This is a genomic window from Nostoc mirabile CHAB5784, assembly GCF_020829645.1.
In the GTDB taxonomy this organism is placed as follows: domain Bacteria; phylum Cyanobacteriota; class Cyanobacteriia; order Cyanobacteriales; family Nostocaceae; genus Nostoc; species Nostoc mirabile.
In genome coordinates, this window is record NZ_JAIVFS010000059.1 from 26,080 (window position 1) to 48,317 (window position 22,238).

Genomic DNA, 22,238 nt, shown 5'->3' on the forward strand with positions numbered 1-22,238 from the left:
GCGCTCTTGGTTCTAACGGAGAGTGCATCTGTATAAGCCAATACGGTTCAGTTAAGGATAATCGTAGGTTGGGTGGAACGTAGTGAAACCCAACAAACCCGCGAAAATGTTGGGTTTCGTTCCTCCACCCAACCTACGCAGTTTATGGTTTTTGGCGCTAACTGAACTGTATTGCTGTATAAGCAGCGATCGCCTTTTCAATATTATCGGCTCTGTCTCCTAATATTCTGTTACGGTAAGCAGTCCCCAGATTATTTTGCGTCATTGCCCAATCTACAGGAAAGGCGCTCTTGGTTCTAACGGAGAGTGCATCTGTATAAGCAGCGATCGCCTTTTCAATATTATCGGCTCGTTCTCCTAAAATTCTGTCATCGTAAGCAGCCCCCAGATTATTTTGCGTCACTGCCCATTTTTCAGGAAAGGCGCTCTTGGTATAAACTTCCAGTGCATCTGTAAAAGCAGCGATCGCCTTTTCAATATTATCGGCTCGCTTTCCTAATATTCTGTCACCGTAAGCAGCCCCCAGATTATTTTGCGTCACTGCCCAATCTACAGGAAAAGCGCTCTTGGTTCTAACGGAGAGTGCATCTGTATAAGCTGCGATCGCTTTTTCAATATTATCGGCTCGCTCTCCTAATATTCTGTTAACGTAAGCAGTCCCCAGATTATTTTGCGTCGTTGCCCAATTAACAGGAAAGGCGCTTTTGGTATGAACTTCCAGTGCATCTGTAAAAGCTGCGATCGCTTTTTCAATATTATCGGCTTGCTCTCCTAATATTCTGTTACGGTAAGCAATCCCCAGATTATTTTGCGTCATTGCCCAATTAACACCAAAGGCGCTTTTGGTTCTAACGGAGAGTGCATCTGTATAAGCAGCGATCGCCTTTTCAATATTATCGGCTCTGTCTCCTAATATTCTGTCACCGTAAGCAATCCCCAGATTATTTTGCGTCATTGCCCAATCTACAGGAAAGGCGCTCTTGGTTCTAACGGAGAGTGCATCTGTATAAGCAGCGATCGCCTTTTCAATATTCTCGGCTCGTTCTCCTAATATTCTCTTATCGTAAGCAAGCCCCAGATTATTTTGCGTCATTGCCCATTTTTCAGGAAAGGCGCTCTTGGTGTAAACTTCCAGTGCAGTAGAGTAAAAGGCGATCGCTAATTCAATATTCTCGGCTCTGTTTCCTAATATTCTGTCACGGTAAACATTCCCCAGATTATATTGCGTCGTTGCCCATTTTTCAGGAAAGGCGCTCTTGGTTGTAACGGACAGTGCTTCAGTATAAGCAGCGATCGCTAATTCAATATTCTCGGCTCGTTCTCCTAATATTCTGTCACCGTAAGCATTCCCCAGATTATTTTGCGTCGTTGCCCAATCAACACCAAAGGCGCTGCGGGTATATACAGTTAGGGCGATTTCGTAGCCAGCGATCGCAATTTCCATGTTGCTGGCTTTGCTACCCAAGGGGAACTGCTGAATCAGATTACTGAATATAACCATCATGTAGGCAATGTATTCTGCTCTATCTGGTTCCGCTTCTGCTAAGGTATTTGTTGCCCAATAACGCAATAACTCAGCAAAAAGATGATTGAGTTTATCGGTATTTGCTGCCAGCAATGGGTAAATTACTTGAGCATCGCCTTTGCTGTCTGCTGTTGCTTGCAGTATTTCTAGTAAAAATTGCCCGCAAGTGTCTATATCTTTTTGAGGGATGGGGGTAGTTTCTGGGGTAGTGAGATATGTTGCTAAGTTTCTCAACCGCTCGGCAGTATTTTCCTCTCTCTGTTGGGCAAAATGCTCTGCTGCTGCTACAACAACCTGCACAAAGTCAGCATCTAGCAATTCTGTATTCGCTGCTAATATCTTTGGTTCTTCCTCGCTAGGGCAATCTAGCAGGTTTTGAATTAGCTGATAATAAGCTTGTAAACGCTGTTCGTTCATGAGCAGGTGTGAGTTAGACGCATCTTGATGAAGCTTCAACAGTATTATCGTCAATTTCTGAAAAATTAGGGGATGAAAAGTTTTAGATCCTCCTTAAAAAGGCTACGGTGTACATGCAAGTTATTGAATTACCCCTCCCTAACCCTCCCCGTATGTATTGGCTACGGTGTACACACAAGCTATCGAATCACTACCAGTCCTCGAATTACCCCACCCTAACCCTCCCCTTATAAAGGGGAGGGAACGAGATTCTCTTGTTTCCCCCCAATATATCGGGGGGATTAAGGGGGGTAATTCGACTTGTGTATACGATTAAATTTCTTTTTTCCCCTTTCTAATGTTGATTCGGCGATCGCATTTGTTGATTTAGCGATCGCATTTGCTGATTCGGCGTTTGCATTTGTTGATTCGGCGTTTGCATTTGTTGATTCGGCGTTTGCATTTGTTGATTTGGCGTTCGCATTTGTTGATTCGGCGTTCGCATTCGTTGATTCGGCGTTCGCATTTGTTGATTCGGCGTTCGCATTTCTTGATTTAGCGATGCCTACGGCTGGCTACGCCTACGCATTTGTTGATTGCACTTATTCTCAAACAACAAATCGATATAAAAAATGAGTAAAAATACAGACAAACTCGTAATTATTTCGTTGAACTTTTAATGAAATAAATCCACAAAACTACCCATCTCAGGCAAAAGGATACTCCACTATGTTGAAAAAGGAATTATTAAAAAAAGGATATCTCATGTCTTTAAGAACTCGTGGTTCTGCTGCTGTTGACAAAGCCCAACTTCGTCTCGCCTTGCTTAAATCCGTTGATGAAAATCTGGATTTAGGACATGGATTAACCATTGAAGCCTACAACCACCTTATCAATACTACTCGTGCAACGTTAGAAGCTCATAACACGCTTGTGTCCAATCTTGAGGAATCGCGTAAAACAATAATCCAGATGGATAAAGCCCTCTCCGAAATGTCTGAACGAATGCTAAGTGGAGTTGCAACTATCTACGGCAGAAACAGTGTACAGTATTCCAAAGCTGGCGGCTCTAATGGAAAAAGAAATAAAAAATCTATTTCAAAAGTTGCTCCAGTTGTAGCGGTTCTTCCCACTCAATCGGTTCAAGCTGCAATTGCGAATGCGTCAACTAACGGTAACGGCACAACTCCTGTGCTGCAATAATCCACTTCTTTCATAAATCTAGTGTAGTGTCAAGCCTAAATTTGTGTATTAAATGTAAGTTGTGTTGACGTAAGGAAACCCAACATCGATTATGTTGTTGGGTTTTGCAAAGAGGATGTTTGAAAAGTCCTCTTGTTGGTATCAAAAGTTCTAAATACCTCTAAATCCCCCGATAAATTGGGGGACTTTGATTCTGGTTCCCCCCTTTTTAAGGGGGGTTAGGGGGGATCTAAAAGTGCCTAAAATCACAGCCAACCACTTTTCAAACAAGCTCTTAGAGGATCGTTGGTAACTATCCAATTTTCTTTCTGGAGTGCATTTTTTACCGCTTCATGAAATAAATCTCTAGCTGACATCAGTAAACAACTTTGTTCGTATTCTTAACATAACTGCCCGGATATTTTACCTAGTGCCGACATTTTTGAAAACCCTGCAACAGTTCAACTTGCATAGGGTAATTTGTCGTAAACATTTTTGCATTAGTAGTTAACTTGTATAAAAATATACTATATTATCAAAAGTATGAGAAAGGCGATCGCCCTCCGGGAAGAGTCCGCGATCGCCTTTCTTTAAACCCCGACTTTTTAGAAAAGTCGGGGTTCTATTTCACCGATAGTCTGGCGTGAAAATTCCATACCCAAATATATAGATAGTATATTAAACCACAATATATAAATACAGTCACTTAGTTAGCGATCGCCCTTGAGTTACGATAACACCTGCAAATACCTTGCCGAAAAATACCCTGGTGACTTTGCCAGATGGTTACTTGCATCTGACACCTCAGATATCCAAGTACTCAAAACCGAACTCAACCTCGAACCCATTCGTGCTGATTCGGTAACGTTCCTGCAAATCTCTAACCAAATCTTACATTTAGAGTTTCAAACTACACCAAAATCCAAAACCCCGCTTGACTTTCGGATGCTGGATTACTACACCAGATTAAAGCGAGAATACTGGTGTGAGATTGAGCAGGTGTTGATTTTTTTACAAGCCACTTCTTCAGAAATTGTTTTTAATACCCAGTATGTAGATAAAAAAACCAGACACGAGTATCGAGTAATTCGTTTATGGGAAGAAGATCCTACACCACTGCTAGCTAACCCCGCACTCTTACCACTGGCGACATTAGCCAGAACCGACTCACCGACAGACTTGTTAACTCAAGTCGCGGCTAGTGTCGATATGATTGAAGAAACAGACGAGCGACAGAATATATCAGCTTGTGTTCAGGTTTTGGCTGGTTTGCGGTTTGACAAAAGTTTGATTACACAGCTTTTTAGAGAGGAAATTATGCAAGAATCTGTAATTTACCAAGACATTCTGCAAAAGGGATTGCAACAAGGAGAAGAACGAGGAAAGAAACAGGAGGCGTTACAACTGATTATGCGTCAGTTAACACGTCGGTTTGCTGCAATTGAACCAGAGATAGAACAGCAGATTCGCACATTATCTATAACTCAACTAGAAGAGTTAGCTGAGGCGCTGTTAGATTTCTCCAGTCAAAATGATTTAGTGAATTACTTAGCGAATATCTCAACCTAATCAGAAAGTGTACAGGTTTTAGCTGGTTTGCGGTTTGACAAAAGTTTGATTACACAGCTTTTTAGAGAGGAAATTATGCAAGAATCTGTAATTTACCAAGACATTCTGCAAAAGGGAGAAGAACGAGGAAAGAAACAGGAGGCGCTACAACTGATTATGCGTCAGTTAACACGTCGGTTTGCTGCAATTGAGCCAGAGATAGAACAGCAGATTCGTACATTATCGATTACTCAACTAGAAGAGTTAGCTGAGGCGCTGTTAGATTTCAACAGTCAAAGCGATTTAGTCAATTACTTAGTAAATATCTCTTTATCTCAACCTAATCAGGAAGATTAAAATAATTCGTAATTCGTAATGACGCTCCTGCGTCGCTAACGCTGCGCTAACGTAATTCGTAATTAAGTGATGCCTACAGCTAGCTTTGCCCACGCTATGGTTAACCCTGTTTTGTCATTCTGGGAGAATCCAATCGCTGAAAGCCTTTTAGAGCTTTACTTTCGAGTTTTTAGCTAGAAATTTGATTTACTGTTAGAAAATAAAGCCTCAAACCTTGATTAAGTCAACGTCTCAGAATCTGGCTTCGATTATTATTTTCCGAAAGTGACAAAACAGGGTTAAAGTCAAGGAAGACGAAAGGGAGCAGGGGGGAGAACCCCATCAATAAATTTATTTGCTGTAAAACCCTTGATTGCTGAGGAATTCCAGCATCTTTCTCCCCTACCTCTCTAGTCTGAATTATCAAAAAGCGTTACAGTTTTGTCCCACACTCACCACAGAAGTTGTGCGTGGGAGCATTTTTGGCATTGCAGTGGCTACAATACACTGGCTCGGCTGCCGCTTTCGGCGCTTGCTTCTGCAAGCCGACCATTTGAGCGTTGCTCTTGCCAGGGGCTACCATTGGATAGCAGTTTTCGTCTCTAGTGACGTGGGCATTCAATATTACTGGGCCTTTGTGTGCCAGCATTTGGGCGATCGCATCTTTTAATTCGCTGCGATCACTAATTACCATGCCTTTAATCCCGTATGCTTTTGCCAATAACTCTACGTCTGGCATCCCTACTTCCATGTTGGAGCATGAGTAACGCTCACCATAGAAGGCTTGCTGCCACTGGCGCACCATCCCTTGCCAGCCGTTATTGATAATTATTGTCTTGACATTTATAGCATACTGTGCCAGTGTACCAAGTTCTTGCAAACACATTTGGAAACTAGCATCGCCGCTAATACAGATGACTTCTTCATCAGGAAACGCTACTTTAGCGCCCATAGCCGCAGGTAAGCCAAAACCCATCGTTCCCAAACCAGCACTAGAAATCCAGCGCCTTGGGCCATTCTTCAGGAATTGTGCTGCCCACATTTGATGCTGTCCGACATCTGTGGTGTAGAAAGCCTGGGGTGCTTGGCGACTAACTTCTACAATCACTTCTTGGGGTGAAATGCTGTCGGGATGTTGCGGCACTATTAGAGGGTACTCTTCGCGCCAACGGTTAACTAAATTTAACCACTCTTGGTTTTGATTAGGTGTAGCCTTAACGCCTGTTTCTTTGCAGCGACGCAACAAGTCTACTAAGACGTTCCGCACATCGCCAACGATGGGCACTTCGGGAACGCGGTTTTTGCCGACTTCTGCCGGATCGATGTCGATATGAATTACTTTAGCGCGAGAGGCGAATTCATCTAACTTGCCTGTAACGCGATCGTCAAATCTAGCGCCGACGCAAATCAGCAAGTCACAATCACTAACGGCAAAGTTAGCGTAAGCAGTGCCGTGCATCCCCAACATTCCCAAAGCTAGGGGATGATGTTCGTCAAATGCACCGATCCCCATTAAGGTTGTGGTGACAGGGATATCGAATAATTCAGCTAGTTGTTTGACTTCTTCATGAGCGCCAGCTGCGATCGCACCACCACCCACATACAGTAGAGGACGGCGACTTTCAGTAATCAACTGGATCGCGGCATTAATTTGCCGGGGATTTCCCTTCACCGTGGGACGATAACCGCGTAACTTCACTGAACCTGGTTTTACAGGTACATAGTCAAATTCTTCTAAAGCTACATCTTTGGGGACATCAATCAAAACTGGCCCCGGACGCCCACTGCTAGCGATGTGGAAGGCTTCGGCGACAATTCGCGCCATATCTTTAGGATCGCGCACTACATAGGAGTGCTTAACGATCGGTAGGGTGATCCCGTAAATATCGGTTTCTTGAAACGCATCTGTACCAATCGACGGACGTGCTACCTGTCCCGTGACTACAATCATTGGGATTGAGTCCATGTAGGCGGTGGCGATCCCGGTTACCAAGTTAGTTGCTCCTGGGCCAGAAGTACCAAAACATACTCCTACTTTACCCGTGGCACGGGCATAACCATCAGCAGCGTGGGCTGCCCCTTGTTCGTGCCTCACGAGAATGTGCTTAATAGCACCAGTTGCTTCCACCTTATACAGGTCGTCGTAAATTGGTAGAATTGCCCCACCAGGATAACCAAAAATATAATCAACGCCGTGGCGATGAAGGCTGTCAAGCAGAGCAAAACCACCAGATGCACGTTTGGGCACGGCTGGCGGGCTAGAAACACGAGACTGTTTGTGATTCTCGGTTTGTGGGAAACTGATTTGGGAAAGCGATTCTCCTGCGGAGACACTTTGTGAACGCACGGTCAAACCTCAGACTATAGCTAAAGTTAATGCTGAATTCTGTAGTTAAGATTTCATTTTAATTGAAAACTTCAATCAAAATCTTATTAATTTTTATATTAAATATAAAGCTAGATTATTAGCCTACATTAGTTAAATTACGTTTTGCAAGACTTTGCAGGTATTTTTCCAAGCCCAAACACCGACAACTACGACAACAATACTCATTGCTACCAGCACAGTTCGCAAGCCCAGAGCATCAGTTAATGGCCCAGTAATGGCCAGAGGTAACGCCAGAGCGATGTTAACGGCATGATTTTGAAAGCCAAATACTTTACCGAGCATGGTAGATGGTGTTTGCTGTTGAATTAAAGTTTGCATGGGTACGCCAATTAGGGAAGCACCTACACCCAAAAATGCACAGAGTCCTAGCGCCAGTAATAAGTTGTGCGTAAAAGTGAACACCCCTAAAACTAGTGCAATTATCAAAAATCCAATTAAAGGTAGGGGTTTGTGATGCAATTTATCACCCCAGTGGCCTAAAATCGCCGCACCAAATACCATACCCACGCCTGCTGCTGCCAAGAAAAAGCCAAACTGTTTTTCTTTTAAACCAAACTCCTCGGCTAATTGAATTGTCAGCACTGTTAAGGCTGCAAACACACAATATAAAGTTGTAAGTTGCAGCATGGCGTTCAAGATCAAAGGGTTTTTCTTGAGATAGCGCAGGCTTTCGGTGAATTCAGCCCAAAGGTGATTTGATGTCTGGTGCTCTTTTGAGAGTTTGGGTTCTTTAAACTTAATTGGCTGCATGATTGCAGCCGATAATATGTATAATCCACCAACTACAAGCTCTTGACCGTATTGTTCTCCCATCAAGCTTTTCGCCAAACTCAAAATCGGCTCTCCTATAGCAAAGCCAACAATTAAAGCTCCCATCATTGTGCTGCTAAACAGCGCATTGGCTGCCAACAAATTTTCTCGCTTCACCAACAAGGGAATGGCTGCTTGTTCAGCTGGTGCAAAAAACTGCGTCACTGTGGAAATGGCAAAAGTAAGAATTAACAGAATCAGGAATTCTCGTGGCAAAAGGGGAACACACAGTGTTAAAAGTCCACGCACAATGTCTGAGCCGATCATAATCAGCTTTTTTGGCAAGCGGTCAACAAAGAGACCACCGGCAGAGCCGAACAAAATTGCTGGTATTGTAAACGACAGCATCAAGGTTGAATACATCGAGTTTTGTGCCAACCCAGGAAGCGGTGAGTAGTTCTCCAGCAGAGCAATCATTAAAACGAAGAAGACTTTATCTGCTAACTGGGACACCAATTGCCCAATCCACAGGAGCATAAAAGCACGGTTTTTTAGCAGTGCGCTAAACCCGTTATTAACAGCAGCCGGTTCAGTTGGAAACATTAGATACTTTCTTTAGGTAGATAGGGAGTGGGGAGTCGGGGAACTAATGACCAATGACTAATGACTAATGACTAACTCCTGTTTACTTACTCCATTGTCCGGATTAATTTGCTTCATAGCGCTTTAACAGCATAAGCAAAAATTCAGTTGCTGTCAGACGACCTTTGGGTGGAGAAATTTCAATGGATGAATCTATCCAGCAGCCTTGTACAGTTTGGGGCGATCGCCAGATGGACAAATGATCAACTGCTGGCTCTGCATAAAAGTTATTTTGCCCACAACCTAGCAAACAAGAACTCCAATGAGTGAAATAATCATGGCTCATCCGATGAATGGGGAAATTACCCTGTAGTGGTACTCCCCATCCATCTATAGCAATAAATGCTTTGACACGACCACCCAAGAGTTGCCACAAATGCGCTGCCCCTATTGCCCCAACTACGCCAGCACTAAAGCTAATGAATATAATTGGTGATTTGAAAGAGCCGGTCAAGCGATACCTGCGGTGAGCTACGCTAACGCGCAAAAACTGCAAAATGTGCAAGGCTGATAAAACTGAAAAATCATTACTTGGATAAATTAGTATATTTGCGGCATTAGGAGCGATCGCGCTATTAGAAACTAAATCTAACAATCCTACTCTAAAGCTTTCAGTTAATTCTGGCTCATGGATTCCAGGGCAAATAATTATACTCATCTGTCTATGCGTGGCAGCTTTCAAAATTATTAATAACTTAAACCTACTACAAGGGTCTATTAACTGTTCACGTTTACTAAAATGTGACAGTAGATGAAGGGAAGATTTTAAGTAAGTTTTAGTTACAAATAAAACTGAATTAGTTGTAAAATTACATAACTTTGCCAAAAATTATTCAGATGCAGGGATGACGGTTTGAGAGGATGAATGAACAAGTCTAATTTATTACTAGCCCTAGCGACTAGAAGTCGCGCGCCAGTTGCAAGGCTCGTCGGCAGAGCCGGACGCCAGGTGCCTCAAGTCGGGAAACCCGCCCACAGCACTGGCTCCCCAACGCACTGGCTTGGCTACATAAGACAAAACCTACCTCCGTGGGTTATAAAACCCTTGATTTTGCATTCAGTCTACGGAGGTAGACTTTGATTGTGTAGTAGCGAATTCTATTCGCCTAATACTTTTCAAACATCCTCTGAGCCATCCCTTAGTGCGATGGCGTAGGCGATGTTTACACGAGCCAGTAAAGCATTCCCAAGGTTAGCATGATTAAGGTTGGCATGATTCAGATCACATTTAGTTAAATTAGCTTCGCTTAAATCAGCTTTAGGCAGATTAATTCTGACTAGTTTTGCTCCAGGTAAATCTAAATTATTTAAAGTAACTCTATCTTCATTCAAATCTTGTAAAGCAATAATTCTTGCAGGACTAACTTTGACACCATGAGCAGCATCAATAACACTCCAAGCTTGATATTGAAATTCTTTTTTCCGGTCAGGACTTTCTTTTATATATAAAATTAAAGCAGCTATTATACTAATCGGTTCAACGTCTGATAAAAGTCTAGATATAATCGAATCATCAGGAGTCAAAATAACTAATACCACCAAACTAGAAGCAATGGAAATAGCTACTAACCATGTTGGTGATTCCCAGAACCAATCAAGGATATTTTTGAAAATATTTTGGATGAGTTTTATTGGTTTTAATATCATCTAATTACTTTACTTAAATTACGTTGCTCAGGTACAGTCCTCACTGTCCTAACCCTTCTGCCACGCTTGGGGGAGACAGTCTCACTCATCAACGGAGGAAATGGTATAGCTTTGATTTCTGGTTGTTCTAGTTTTACAGCGCCATTTATTCCTGCACCTTCTAACATTAACTGAGAGATAGTTGTGTAAGTATTAACCCAAGCTTCTGCCACTTCCAGAGTCCAATCTTCTTGTAAATACTCTGCGAAAGTTGTTAGCAAAATCTCTCCCACAACGGGATAATATTCTCTAAGTATGCCATAGCCTTTATGTCTTGCACCTAAATCTTTAAGAACTGCAACTAAAGCTTCGGGAGTGCGTAAACTTTCTACTAATAATGTCATATCTATGGTTATCCATCGTATATTTTCTGGGTTTTATAGCAGTGTGTGCTTGAGTGAGATACAGAAAAAGCCTTTTGTCAAAGGAATTATAGCCCATGCTGCTGTACCTCACCCGACTACACACCGCTATAATTTAAGACCTTTGAGGGCTTGATCTTGCCAATAAAACACCGATTTGGACACTAATCATTCCGGCGATTGCACTGCCAACAAAATAAATTAACAGCATTGTGATATCGCCCTTATCCAAGAAATTTTTTGATTCCAAGCCATAGGTTGAAAAAGTAGTATATGCACCACAGAAACCTGTTGTCGTCATCAGGCGAAGTTCAGTCGAGATGACGCGAATATTCTCGGCTGCTAGAGTCAAAATATAAGCAATCAATAAACAGCCACTTACGTTAATAAAGAATGTGCCGTAAAAGCCAAAATCTTTGCCAAAAATAGCTTTTGCTAATTCAGTTCCATAAAAACGACTCAACGCTCCAAAAATTGCCCCGATCGCCACAGCTAAGGGATAACGTCCTCTCAAAAAATTCATTGTTTTTTACCTAAAAATGTGTGTTTTTTTTCGTAAAGACCTTTTTCAAACTTGCTCTCAGGTGTATTCCAACCTTTTTTATTAGTTGAGCAAATTACTTTACGAAAAGCTTGGCGATCACTACTCCTAAAATCACTGCTCCCAAACCTAGAACTGCACTCCCTGCCCAATAAAAGGCCGTCGCAGCCTTTTGTTTGCTACGCCATAAAGTCAGAGTATCAAAGCCATAGGTTGAAAATGTGGTGTAAGAACCTAAAAATCCAGTCTTAATTAGTAAATCCAATTCCTTCGGATAGCCTGTAATTCCTTTAGAAATCGTGAAAAAGAAACCCATCGCTAAACATCCAGTCAGATTAATGGCAAATGTTCCATAGGGAAATTTTGTCCCCAATTTAGCTTTTGTCCATTCTGTGATGTAAAACCGAGACAGCGCTCCAGGAACTGCACCTACCGCAATTGAGAGAACATTAGTTAAATCTGCCACTATTTTTGTAACTCTCCGCGAGCAATATTTGAGTTGTTTTGCATGTAATTTATTTGGAAAGTCTCAGTTCAAAAAATTTATTGAAATAAATCATACAAGACTGGCTCTCAGATTGGCAATGAATATATGTAACAATCACTAGTAAAGCTAATACATAAAGACGAAAAAGAAGTAAGTCAGCGTAAATATTTCTAGTTAGGATAAGGCAAGAGGCAGGAGATAGGAGGCAGTAACGAAGGGAGTTTTAGCCTAATTTATCTTTATTTGCCTGATTTGGTTTTATTGTGCCGTTACTAATTTTTCAGATCTGGTAAATGCTTTTTTCAGCTTACCTGTTTTGTCTAGCAATTAGACTGCTAAAACGTGTTTTATAACTACTCATTTAGCCTTTTAAATTTTTAGATATTCCTAAATTCCCATTTAAAAGAAGCAGTTTAGGGACTTCCAGTGAAAAAATATCCCATTGTAGGTTAGCACAGTTAGCTGTGCTAACCTACAAATAAATCTGTTCCGTGAATACTACAGTGACGAGTAAATTATGTCTTGGAAAGCTCGACAAGCTCGTGTAGCTCCAGACTGAAATTCTATTAATTAGAGTGTTTTTATCTATACAGTAACAATCAAAGTATGTCTTTTGATGTATTATTGGGATTTTCCCACCTATCCTATCCCCCTGGATGGGATAATATTTTACTAGTAGGGGAAATATTTAAGGTATTCCCTAACTTCATATCTCTCTGCACTCTGGTTATATTGAGGAACTCATTGTGGTTGCCACGCCGGAAAAAGTACAACACACTCACGAGCATCTATCAGGTAAAGACCGTGTAGCCGTACTGCTTATGGGCTACGGCGAAGTCGAAAGCTACGAAGATTTCGCCAACTATAACGAACAGGCTTTAAATCTACTGACAGCAAAATTTGCACCGGTGCCAACCTGGATTTATCCCCCTCTGGCAAAGCTTTTAGCGCTATTTGACCGCCACGAGTGGGGACATACACACCACGATTTTATCTCCCCACACAATGCCATCTTTGAACAGCAACGGGCTGGGATTGAGAAGAATTTACAAGAAAAATGGGGTGATAAGGTTCAAGTTTTCAAAGCTTTTAACTTCTGCGCCCCTTTCCTACCCAATCAAGTTTTAGCAGAAATCAAAAACCAAGGCTTCGAGAAGCTACTAATCTACCCACTGCTGGTTGTTGATTCTATCTTTACCAGTGGGATTGCGATCGAGCAAGTTAACAATGCTCTCGTTGAGTTAACTGATGGTGAAGAACACTGGGTGAAAGCACAGCGTTACATTCCTTCTTTCTTCAACGAACCAGCTTATATCGATTTGATGGCTCATCTGGTTGAGGAGAAAATTGTTGAGTTAGCCACAGCTTATCTACCTTCTCAAATCGGTATTGTGCTAATGAATCACGGCTGTCCCCATAAAGCCAAAGGCTTTACTTCTGGGATTGCCGAAAGTGAAGCAATGTACGATTTAGTTCGGGATAAGTTGATTAACCGCTATCCGTTAATCTCGGTGGGTTGGCTCAATCATGACACGCCCCTAATTGATTGGACACAGCCAAATGCAGAGCAAGCGGCAAATAACCTGATTCAACTAGGTGCAAAAGTGGTAATTTTTATGCCAATTGGCTTTGCTACAGAAAACCACGAAACTTTATTGGATGTACACCATATCATCCATTCTTTAGAGAAACAGCATCCTGGTACGAACTACGTGCAAATGGCTTGCGTTAACGATCATCCAGAATTTATGGCAATGGCGGCCCAATGGGCTGATGCTCATATTGCAGAGTTGTTGTCAGAGCAAGCTTTGGCAGTTAATCCCCAACTCGCTGGGGATCACCATCACCACCACCATCATCATTAACCTGCGTCTTTGAGAAAAGCGCACGGATCATTAGACATAGGAGTGAAAAAGAATTGTTTTGACGTAGCAGTGCTACGTCTGTACAAGGATTCTGGGTAACGCATATTTAATTTTTGGAGATGTCTATTAAGTTTAGTTTTGTAGGGTGGGCAAAATTTTGCCGACCCTACATTTATTGATGGCGTACTTTGATGCATAGATGCGGCTCAAGTTTTCATATCGCACCGTTGCTGATGCCTCCCAATACCGTCCGGTTAAGGAATTTTTTGGTTGAGGCAGGCAGGGGGAGAGGTTCATCGAACTCACGTTGAATTAACGAAAATCGGTTGTTTCAGGCTTTTCTTAATTATCCTGCGATCGGAAATAGGCAATGCTGTAGGGAACATTGCTGTGCCCTTACGAAAGATGTGGTTTTTAACTTATGCATATTTGCAATTTCTTGTCAATGCGTAAGTCTTACTGACATAGAATTATATTTTTTTAATATATTTTTAAGCAAAATTCTGCGAAAGGTCAGTATTGTCACTCAGGTTATCTCGGCTTCGCAAAGTTATTCTGTAACTAATAATGTAACCTTTACTACGTGTTAACAGATTGCAAGGCAGGAACTTAAATTAGCATTCACAAGCTCTTAGTGGTCTATCTCATTAATTTTGATGATTTTGTAGTAAGCACAAAGCGTGCTTACTACAAACCAAGCATTGTTCGCTTGGCGGACTAAGAGTGATCAACCAGCCACAAATTAGCAAGCTTATCCGCTAACTTTGCCTCTTGACTGGTCAGGCAGCAACAATTTTTAGCAGCTTTTGGCGTTAATCATCTTATACCAGTTTTGTGTAAAGATGCGCCAAAATCTCACTAATGGCGATGAAACTGTAGACCGACGCAAAGATCAAGAGGCGGCAGAATGTTTGCTGCGTTCCCGTATATCCACAAGGATATTTGACGAAATATTTGCCTAAGTAATTTTAGGCAAAAAATTAGGTGTGCTGTTATCCAACAGCAGCCAGCATTCTTGTGGGATTAATGCACTTTTTTCCTTGTTCTTTTAATTGTAGGACTTACGCAGTGAAAACCTGAAACCTCGATCCCCCCTAACCCCCCTTAAAAAGGGGGGGATCTAAAGAGCCAACTTTTTAAGGGGGTTGGGGATCTCTTCTGCGTAAGTCCTAAATTGTTTTAGTAACGTGTCTGGTAGTTGTGGTTATGCGCTGCAAAGTAAGTATCTATGGAAAATTAATTTTACACATCTCCCTGGCTGAACAAGTTTTTGACCAAATTGTGATGGGTAATTTAATTTGTACAAGTACTTAACGATAGATGCAAACTTCACACCATACATAGAAATTAAACCCTGAGTCAGAAGGATTTACACATGCAAGAAATATTAATCGAAACTTCTTTGACCTACTATTTAATCGCTTTTGATGCTAATGGCGAAGAACGCAAAAACAATGGGGAGCTAATTAGCCAAAAGGTATTAGAAATCTTAAGCGCCAAAAAATCTGAGAAACCAATCACAGATGTCTTTTTGATGAGCCACGGATGGCAAGGTGACATTCCTGCGGCAAAAAGCCAGTACGACAAATGGATTGCAGCTATGGCTAAAAACCGGGCTGATATTGAAAAAATGAAACAGGTACGACCAGGATTTAACCCTTTGTTGATTGGTCTACATTGGCCTAGTAAGCCTTGGGGAGATGAAGACCTAAGTGCAGTATCGCCGGACAAAACAATTGTGTCCTTTGACACAACAGATAATTCTCAGGAAGAGTTAATTGAACAGTATGCTCAGAGGATAGCTGATACTGAAACTACTAGAGAAGCGCTCAGAACAATTTTCACAGCTGCCGTAGAATATGACGTTGCACCTGACACATTACCATCAGAGGTGCGTGAAGCTTATGAGGTTTTGATTAAAGAGGCTTCTTTGAGCAGTGAAGGAGAAGATGCAGATGGGTGGAGCGAAAACGAATCATTAAATTTAGATCCTGAAAGTGTATATGAAGCTACCTTGGTAGAAGATAACGAAGATGTCAGCTTCGGAATTGGGGATAGTGTGAAATCAGCCGGAGATGCATTTTTGAACATTCCGAGATTGTTATCTTTCTGGAAGATGAAAGACCTCGCTCGAAAAATTGGTCAAACTAGCGGCTTCAATTTGTTAAACAGACTTCAACAGGTGACAGATAATACTGTACGATTTCATTTGATGGGGCACAGTTTTGGATGTATTTTTGTTTCAGCTACCGTAGCAGGTACCCAAAATAACAAATTAATCCGTCCAGTTAATTCTCTTGTCTTAATACAAGGCGCTTTATCACTCTGGTCTTTCTGCTCAAATGTCCCTCATAGAAAAAATATTCCTGGTTACTTCCGCTCCATTATTAGCGATCGCAAAGTTACAGGGCCGATTGTTACTACCCAATCCGAGTATGATAAAGCTGTCAAAAATGCTTATCCTATGGCAGGAACACTAGGAATATTTGGGGGGCAAGATATAGACTTTGACCCTAATAGTGAGAAGACATATCCCGGTGTAGGTGGCATTGGTTGTTATGGAATTCAGGGTGATGGTTTGGAAATTATTGATAAGCCAAAAAAGATGCTTTCCCTGCAAGATTCTTACAACTTTGAACCAGGTAAAATTTACAACTTGGAAAGTAGTCAATATATTGTTGTTCCTCCTAGCCTATTAGACCTTTTCACGGGTGCTCACAACGCTATTGACAAACCTGAAGTAGCTCATGCTGTATGGTCGGCAGCGCTTGCTAGTTAATTAGATGGAGAATGGGGAATTGGAAATAAATTCTTCCCCATTCTCAATCACTAATTGCGAAGATTACAAGCGTTGTGACACGTATCAAATTGGAAATTTAGAACTTGCTCAGAAAGGAATCAAGAAGAATAATTTGTACCAAAGCATTAACCAAAACGGTGATAATCGCTTCTTCGTTACTTGCCCTCACTGTCAAGGAGAGTTTCAGGTGGAACCTCCGCCACCGGGGGAGTAGTTTGCTACCCCTCAGAGCGGTTGCTTGAAGAGGTAGCTAGAAGACGTACTGGATATTTAAAAACGTCCTTATGACTTCCAATACCCAGTTATTTGTTTTGACGAGAATACCAAGCAAAAGGATAAATTTAAAATGAGCATAGAACAGCTGACAAAAGAGCTATATTTCAATGGAATTGACGGTGCATCAGGAGATTATTTGTTGCCTCCATTGACACCTGAGCAGCTTTCTAAGATTGCTCAGGGCGAAGACTTTGATCCCATAGAAATCAGCGAACTCAAAAAAAAGGATCTGCATGTTAAAGGTTTAGAACCCGACTTTGCCCCGATAGAGGGAGTAGATCCTAAAGACCTCGCACAGACAGGTTGGGGAGTTATCTTCGCTTTTAATGCCGACCCAGCAATCAAAGAAGCGCTGAAGGAACTGTTAGAACATCGGCAAAAACAAGCCTCAAAAAATCACGAGAACTATTATAAGGAATACACTGGCCCTAAAGGTTATCGTCCAGGGGAGTCAAAAAATCAATTTTTGTCGCGTCATGGAGTTGGCCCGGGCCCTGCTGACCCAGATAAAATGCCTTATTATCTGTTAATTGTTGGCGATCCAGAAACCATTCCTTATCGTTTTCAGTACCAACTTGATGTGCAATATGCGGTAGGTCGGATTTACTTTGATACCCCCCAAGAATATGCTCAGTATGCTCGCAGTGTCGTACAGGCTGAAACTACTAATTTAAAACTGCCTCGCCGTGCTAGCTTTTTCGGGGTACGTACCAAGGGTGATGCAGCCACTGAACTTAGTGCTGATAACTTGATTCGACCCCTAGCTGATTGGATGCTTGATGAGCAGAAAGATAATAGTTGGACAGTACAAACTTTACTCGCAGAAGAAGCCACCAAGGCACGGTTAGGGAAACTGCTAGGAGGTGAAGAAACACCCGCTTTGCTGTTCACCGCTAGTCATGGTATGGGCTTTCCTAATGGGAATGAGCGACAACTACGCCATCAAGGCGCTTTACTTTGTCAGGACTGGCCCGGCAAAGATAAGTGGGGTAATAAAGCAATTCCCGAAGAATTTTACTTCTCTGCGGACGATGTTGGCGATGATGCTCGGTTACTAGGGCTAATTGCCTTTCACTTTGCTTGTTATGGTGCTGGGACACCTAAATTTGATGAGTTTGCCCATAGAAAAGGCTCCAATGAAAGGCCAGCGATCGCTCCTAACGCCTTTATTGCACCTCTACCCCGCAGACTCCTGACCCACCCCAACGGCGGTGCTTTGGCTGTCATCGGTCATGTAGAACGAGCTTGGGGTTGCTCTTTCGTTTGGGAAAAAACTGGTAAGCAATTGGCAGTTTTTCAAAGTACCTTAAAGCGATTGCTAGATGGTCATCCTGTGGGGTCAGCTGTTGAGTATTTCAACGAGCGCTACGCTGAACTTTCTTCTGATTTGAGTACGGAATTAGAAGAAATTAAATATGGTGCGATCGCCGATCCGATGAACTTATCTGGGATGTGGACGGCAAACAATGATGCTCGTAGTTATGCCATTATTGGCGACCCCGCAGTTAAATTAGTTGTGAGTGACAATCAGACAAGCGATCGCTCTGTTATCGCATCAGTGAATTTACCTGCTGCACATGCAACACCCCAAGTATCTGATACATCAGCAATTGGGCAAGCCCAGGCACACTTGACCCAAGCCCTAGAAAAGTTTGTCAACACAGTTGAGCAAGCTTCAGTTGACCGCACGGAGGAACTTCAGGCGGCGCTTTTAGCTGTAGTTACTCTAGTTGACACCTTGAAGAAACTAAATTAACTGCAAATCTGAGAAACCTGGCTTCTAGTAACTTTACTTAGAAGCCAGATTTTTTATATTCTTTTCCGAGCTACTCGCCCAAAAAAATTGCCTCACCTCAAACCTTTACGAAAGCTTGTGCCCCTATTTTTTTGAAAATACTATAAATACCTAACTGAATTTGCTGGAGTTATGGAAACGGCGACATGGTAGATGGTTGCGTGCTGTGGAGTATGAAGCGATCGGTGGAGTGAAGATGGCGATCGCTAAATACCATCGCATTTAAGTAAGTCGGGGGGAATAAATCCAACAATATTACGAAACGTAAATAGCCTTAAAACTCTTACCAATGACCAATGACAAAGGACAAATGACAGCCCTACTAGTTAACTTTAATTACGTTGACCTACTTAGACTGACTTATTTATCGAGATAAATTACACAAGCTGCGATCGCATTCAAAAAAACCATTCACAAGGAGCATTCGGGAATAACTCATGAACACGTTTGAGATTACTATCCAGCGCAAATCAGAAAATAACTGGCCAATTGTCGTAGAACACAGCCGATTTGGTGAACTTCTGCCATTACGCTCAGAAGGTACTCTCGAACTGACTGCTAAAAATTTTCAGCAGCTAACCAGTTTTCTCGGACAGCCCAAAGACTACGGTACATTACTAGGAAAAACCCTATTTCGAGATGATGTACGTGATGCCTTTGTTGGTGCTATGCGCGAAAGTGAAGAAGCACTGAGAATGTTGCTTTTTATTGAAGCATCAGATCCAGAATTAAGAACCTTACGTTGGGAAAAGCTGTGCGCCCCTATCGATGGTGAATGGGAGTTATTAACACTAAACCAGCGAGTGCCATTTTCTTTCTACATTCCGGCAATTACCGATCGCCGCTTTCCCCCCATTGGGCGGCGAGACTTACGGGCGCTAGTTTTAGTTGCTAGTCCCAGCGATTCCCAAAAGTATAAATTAGCCGAATTCGATGTTGAAACCAGTGTTAATAGTGTCAAGTCGGCACTAGGGGAAATACCTTGTGATATTTTGGCAACAATTCCTGGAGCCATTGGTTTACCTACGCTAGACGAATTGTGTACCCAACTGAGCGATCGCAACAAACAGTATACAATACTACACTTCGTCAGCCACGGACGGGTAATGGATAATGGTGAAACCGTTGTCTACTGGTCAAAAGCTGATAATACAGTAGACGCGATCGCCGCCACACAATTACTAGAGCGGTTGCGCCCATTACGTGGAGCCAGAGGGCTACCGCACTTTACCTTTCTTTGCACTTGCGAGAGCGCCAGTCCTGATGCAGAAGGATCGTTAGGAGGCTTAGGGCAAAGATTAGTGCGGGATTTGGGGATGCCTGCGGTGGTAGCAATGACCGATAAAGTCACCATCAAAACAGCCCAAACACTAATAGAGAACTTTTATAAACAACTCAGAGCATCGGGAGAGGTGGACTCTGCATTGCATGAAGCTACAGCCGCTTTAGCAAAGCGCGGCGATCTTACAGTTCCAGCATTGTTTAGCCGCTTAGGTGGGCGACCCTTATTTAGTGACCAACTCGATCGCGAACTAACCAACGCTGAAATCAAATATGGTTTACAACGTGTAGGAGAATTATTACCACAAAGAGCGCCAACACTGCAACTAAAATTCGAGATTCCTGCCCAGAAGCTAGGAAACACACTAGGGGCGGATGTTACAGCTTTGAGCAAACCAGCCCTCAAAGAACGATCACAGGCTTTAGAAGAGATTAACAACTTCTGTGAGGAAATATTTGACCTCAACTTCCATGCTTTGGCATTGGATCAGCAACCACCCACCTATGATTCTCGTTGTCCCTTCCGGGGCTTGTATCCTTTTGGGGTGGAAAACCGCGAATTTTTCTTCGGACGGGAAGAACTGATTGTCCAACTGCAACAAAAGCTGAGTGAACACAACTTTTTAGCTGTGCTAGGCGCTTCTGGTAGTGGTAAATCGTCGGTGGTGTTAGGTGGGTTAATACCGTTACTACAGGAAAGACAAGCCGATTTGCAGTTAGCATACATGACACCAAGTTCTCACCCGATAGAAAAACTGCAAACTAGTCTTTCCCCAGTGCAAGGCCAATCTTCAATACTCGTAATCGACCAATTTGAAGAACTGTTTACCCTCTGTACTAATCAAGCAGAGAGGGTAACTTTCATCGAGAAATTGTTAAGCCTGATTCCATATCAAAAAGTTGTCATTACCATGCGGGCAGATTTTTGGGGTGAGTGTGCAACCTACCGCAATCTCAAAGATTTGATGGAAGCTAGGCAAAAACTAATTGGGCCGATGGATGCAGCAGAATTGCGGAAAGCAATGGAAATGCAAGCTGCCCAAGTAGGATTACGCTTTGAACCAGGGTTAAGCAACTCGATTCTGGATGATGTCCAAGGTGAGCCAGGAGCAATGCCACTGCTGCAACATGCATTGTTGGAGATGTGGAAGCGGCGACATGGTAGATGGTTGCGCTGTGTGGAGTATGAAGCGATCGGTGGTGTGAATATGGCGATCGCTCAAACTGCCGATGATGTTTACAATAGTCTGTCACCCTCAGAACAAGACCAAGTTAAGAATATCTTCATCCGCTTAACCCGCTTGGATGAAAGCGCCCTCGAAGGAGAAAAACGCCGAGATACAAGACGGCGAGTTTGGCTAGATGAACTAGTACCATTCGGTGGTGATTTGGCAAGTACCAAACAGTTGGTGCAGCAGTTGGCTGGTGAAGGAGCGCGATTGGTAGTTACAAGTGTAGACGAATCTACAAATCGTCAAGAGGTGGAAGTAGCCCATGAAGCCTTAATCCGCTACTGGCCGCGATTGCTCAAGTGGTTAGATGATAACCGGATTAACTTACAACTACGGGAAACTATCCGTCAAGCAGCTTTGGAGTGGGAAAAGCAGCAAAAAGACGAAAACTATTTGGCGCATCGGGGGGGAAGGTTAGAAGATGCTCAGGTGTTAGCAAAACACACTAGTTTTCTCAACCAGCGAGAAGCTGATTATGTTAAGGCTTGCGTGGAATTACGCCAGCGCCAGCAAAAAGAAAAAGAAGCGCGTCGCCGTCGAGAAATTAGGATAGCTTGGGGAACAGCTGGGGGAGCAGTTGTAGCCTTAATTGTGACTGCTTATTTTTGGTCAGAGGCTTTAGATCAAAAAAAACAAGCACAAAAAACTAGAGCTGAAGCACTAGGTTACTATTCCTCCTCGCTCTTTAATGAGCATGAAGAATTAGACGCACTCATTGAAGGGATTAAAGCAGGGAATATCTTGAAACAACAAAAAATACCCCAGCCCCTAGTTACAACAGCATTGTACAAAGCAGTCTCTGGAGTCAGAGAGCGTAATAGTTTGACTATTCATCAGCAACAAGTTACAAGCATTGTCTTTAGCCCAGACGATAAAACTATTGCCTCTGCTAGTTGGGATAAAACTGTCAAGCTCTGGAGTTTAGATGGTAAACTCCTGCACACTCTTACACATGAAAAAGTAGTCAACAATGTTGTGTTTAGCCCAGACGGTAAAACTATTGCCTCTGCTAGTGATGATAAAACTGTCAAGCTCTGGAGTTTAGATGGTAAACTCCTGCACACTCTTACACATGAAAAAGTAGTCAACAATGTTGTGTTTAGCCCAGACGGTAAAACTATTGCCTCTGCTAGTGATGATAAAAC

Annotated in this window: 18 protein-coding genes; 8 read left to right on the top strand and 10 right to left on the bottom strand. The window is 42.5% G+C overall.

The window, feature by feature from the left end; translation table 11 throughout:
- Positions 1–157 precede the first annotated feature (157 nt).
- Positions 158–1,942 carry a tetratricopeptide repeat protein gene (locus LC653_RS28590; protein WP_229498029.1) on the bottom strand — a complete coding sequence of 595 codons (1,785 nt, stop codon included), beginning with the start codon at positions 1,940–1,942 and terminating at the stop codon, positions 158–160.
- Between the two features lie 334 nt (positions 1,943–2,276).
- Complete coding sequence (locus LC653_RS28595) at positions 2,277–2,447, bottom strand: hypothetical protein (RefSeq protein WP_229498030.1); 171 nt, start codon at positions 2,445–2,447, stop codon at positions 2,277–2,279.
- A gap of 203 nt (positions 2,448–2,650) precedes the next feature.
- On the opposite strand from LC653_RS28595, the gene LC653_RS28600 reads away from it, so the two are divergent.
- On the top strand, positions 2,651–3,124 hold the full coding sequence (locus LC653_RS28600; RefSeq protein WP_229498031.1) for a hypothetical protein: 474 nt from the start codon (positions 2,651–2,653) through the stop codon (positions 3,122–3,124).
- Positions 3,125–3,369: 245 nt separating this feature from the next.
- Here the strand turns inward: LC653_RS28600 and LC653_RS28605 are convergent, their stop codons facing one another.
- Positions 3,370–3,480 (bottom strand): element excision factor XisH family protein, encoded by a 111-nt coding sequence (locus tag LC653_RS28605; RefSeq protein WP_229498032.1) that lies wholly within the window; start codon positions 3,478–3,480, stop codon positions 3,370–3,372.
- 135 nt (positions 3,481–3,615) lie between these two features.
- Here LC653_RS28605 and LC653_RS46425 point away from each other — a divergent pair, with 135 nt between their 5' ends.
- The 3 genes from LC653_RS46425 to LC653_RS28615 all read left to right on the top strand — a co-directional run bounded on the left by LC653_RS46425 (position 3,616) and on the right by LC653_RS28615 (position 5,008).
- The gene (locus LC653_RS46425) at positions 3,616–3,750 is read left to right on the top strand and encodes a hypothetical protein (RefSeq protein ID WP_267923212.1); all 135 of its coding nucleotides are present in this window, start codon (positions 3,616–3,618) and stop codon (positions 3,748–3,750) included.
- Between the two features lie 76 nt (positions 3,751–3,826).
- Positions 3,827–4,672 (top strand): DUF4351 domain-containing protein, encoded by an 846-nt coding sequence (locus tag LC653_RS28610; protein ID WP_229498033.1) that lies wholly within the window; start codon positions 3,827–3,829, stop codon positions 4,670–4,672.
- 75 nt (positions 4,673–4,747) lie between these two features.
- A complete protein-coding gene (locus LC653_RS28615) occupies positions 4,748–5,008 on the top strand; it encodes a DUF4351 domain-containing protein (RefSeq protein WP_229498034.1) in 261 nt (86 codons plus the stop codon).
- Between the two features lie 412 nt (positions 5,009–5,420).
- Here LC653_RS28615 and ilvB read toward each other — a convergent pair whose 3' ends face one another.
- The 7 genes from ilvB to crcB (LC653_RS28650) all read right to left on the bottom strand — a co-directional run bounded on the left by ilvB (position 5,421) and on the right by crcB (LC653_RS28650) (position 11,823).
- Entirely contained in the window at positions 5,421–7,334 is a 1,914-nt protein-coding gene (ilvB, locus tag LC653_RS28620) for a biosynthetic-type acetolactate synthase large subunit (protein ID WP_229498035.1), read from the bottom strand.
- 132 nt (positions 7,335–7,466) lie between these two features.
- On the bottom strand, positions 7,467–8,729 hold the full coding sequence (locus tag LC653_RS28625) for an MFS transporter (protein WP_229498036.1): 1,263 nt from the start codon (positions 8,727–8,729) through the stop codon (positions 7,467–7,469).
- A gap of 103 nt (positions 8,730–8,832) precedes the next feature.
- Entirely contained in the window at positions 8,833–9,426 is a 594-nt protein-coding gene (locus LC653_RS28630; RefSeq protein ID WP_229498037.1) for a hypothetical protein, read from the bottom strand.
- Between the two features lie 458 nt (positions 9,427–9,884).
- Positions 9,885–10,415, bottom strand: coding sequence for a pentapeptide repeat-containing protein (locus LC653_RS28635; protein WP_229498038.1), 531 nt, complete (start codon positions 10,413–10,415; stop codon positions 9,885–9,887).
- Positions 10,412–10,798 carry a globin domain-containing protein gene (locus tag LC653_RS28640; RefSeq protein WP_229498039.1) on the bottom strand — a complete coding sequence of 129 codons (387 nt, stop codon included), beginning with the start codon at positions 10,796–10,798 and terminating at the stop codon, positions 10,412–10,414. Before LC653_RS28640 ends, LC653_RS28635 begins: the two co-directional genes overlap by 4 nt.
- A gap of 133 nt (positions 10,799–10,931) precedes the next feature.
- Positions 10,932–11,339, bottom strand: a complete 408-nt coding sequence (crcB, locus tag LC653_RS28645; protein WP_229498040.1) for a fluoride efflux transporter CrcB — start codon at positions 11,337–11,339, stop codon at positions 10,932–10,934.
- A gap of 94 nt (positions 11,340–11,433) precedes the next feature.
- Complete coding sequence (gene crcB, locus LC653_RS28650; protein WP_308189153.1) at positions 11,434–11,823, bottom strand: fluoride efflux transporter CrcB; 390 nt, start codon at positions 11,821–11,823, stop codon at positions 11,434–11,436.
- A 767-nt stretch (positions 11,824–12,590) separates the two neighbouring features.
- On the opposite strand from crcB (LC653_RS28650), the gene LC653_RS28655 reads away from it, so the two are divergent.
- The 4 genes from LC653_RS28655 to LC653_RS28670 all read left to right on the top strand — a co-directional run.
- Positions 12,591–13,709: a ferrochelatase gene (locus LC653_RS28655; protein ID WP_229498041.1), complete on the top strand. Its 1,119-nt coding sequence runs from the start codon at positions 12,591–12,593 to the stop codon at positions 13,707–13,709.
- Positions 13,710–15,084: 1,375 nt separating this feature from the next.
- Complete coding sequence (locus LC653_RS28660; RefSeq protein ID WP_229498042.1) at positions 15,085–16,488, top strand: hypothetical protein; 1,404 nt, start codon at positions 15,085–15,087, stop codon at positions 16,486–16,488.
- 367 nt (positions 16,489–16,855) lie between these two features.
- Entirely contained in the window at positions 16,856–18,541 is a 1,686-nt protein-coding gene (locus LC653_RS28665) for a C25 family cysteine peptidase (protein ID WP_229498043.1), read from the top strand.
- A gap of 476 nt (positions 18,542–19,017) precedes the next feature.
- On the top strand, positions 19,018–22,238 hold a 3,221-nt coding region (locus LC653_RS28670), incomplete at its 3' end, for an nSTAND1 domain-containing NTPase (protein WP_229498049.1).

Bases quoted from the DNA above. Each gene is read 5' to 3' on its own strand.
- LC653_RS28595 (WP_229498030.1), bottom strand. From the start codon at position 2,447: ATGCGAACGCCGAATCAACGAATGCGAACGCCGAATCAACAAATGCGA.
- LC653_RS28640 (WP_229498039.1), bottom strand. From the start codon at position 10,798: ATGACATTATTAGTAGAAAGTTTACGCACTCCCGAAGCTTTAGTTGCA.
- LC653_RS28590 (WP_229498029.1), bottom strand. From the start codon at position 1,942: ATGAACGAACAGCGTTTACAAGCTTATTATCAGCTAATTCAAAACCTG.
- LC653_RS28605 (WP_229498032.1), bottom strand. From the start codon at position 3,480: ATGTCAGCTAGAGATTTATTTCATGAAGCGGTAAAAAATGCACTCCAG.
- LC653_RS28665 (WP_229498043.1), top strand. From the start codon at position 16,856: ATGAGCATAGAACAGCTGACAAAAGAGCTATATTTCAATGGAATTGAC.
- LC653_RS28635 (WP_229498038.1), bottom strand. From the start codon at position 10,415: ATGATATTAAAACCAATAAAACTCATCCAAAATATTTTCAAAAATATC.
- LC653_RS28630 (WP_229498037.1), bottom strand. From the start codon at position 9,426: ATGAGTATAATTATTTGCCCTGGAATCCATGAGCCAGAATTAACTGAA.
- LC653_RS28625 (WP_229498036.1), bottom strand. From the start codon at position 8,729: ATGTTTCCAACTGAACCGGCTGCTGTTAATAACGGGTTTAGCGCACTG.
- LC653_RS28600 (WP_229498031.1), top strand. From the start codon at position 2,651: ATGTTGAAAAAGGAATTATTAAAAAAAGGATATCTCATGTCTTTAAGA.
- crcB (WP_229498040.1), bottom strand. From the start codon at position 11,339: ATGAATTTTTTGAGAGGACGTTATCCCTTAGCTGTGGCGATCGGGGCA.
- LC653_RS28660 (WP_229498042.1), top strand. From the start codon at position 15,085: ATGCAAGAAATATTAATCGAAACTTCTTTGACCTACTATTTAATCGCT.
- LC653_RS28615 (WP_229498034.1), top strand. From the start codon at position 4,748: ATGCAAGAATCTGTAATTTACCAAGACATTCTGCAAAAGGGAGAAGAA.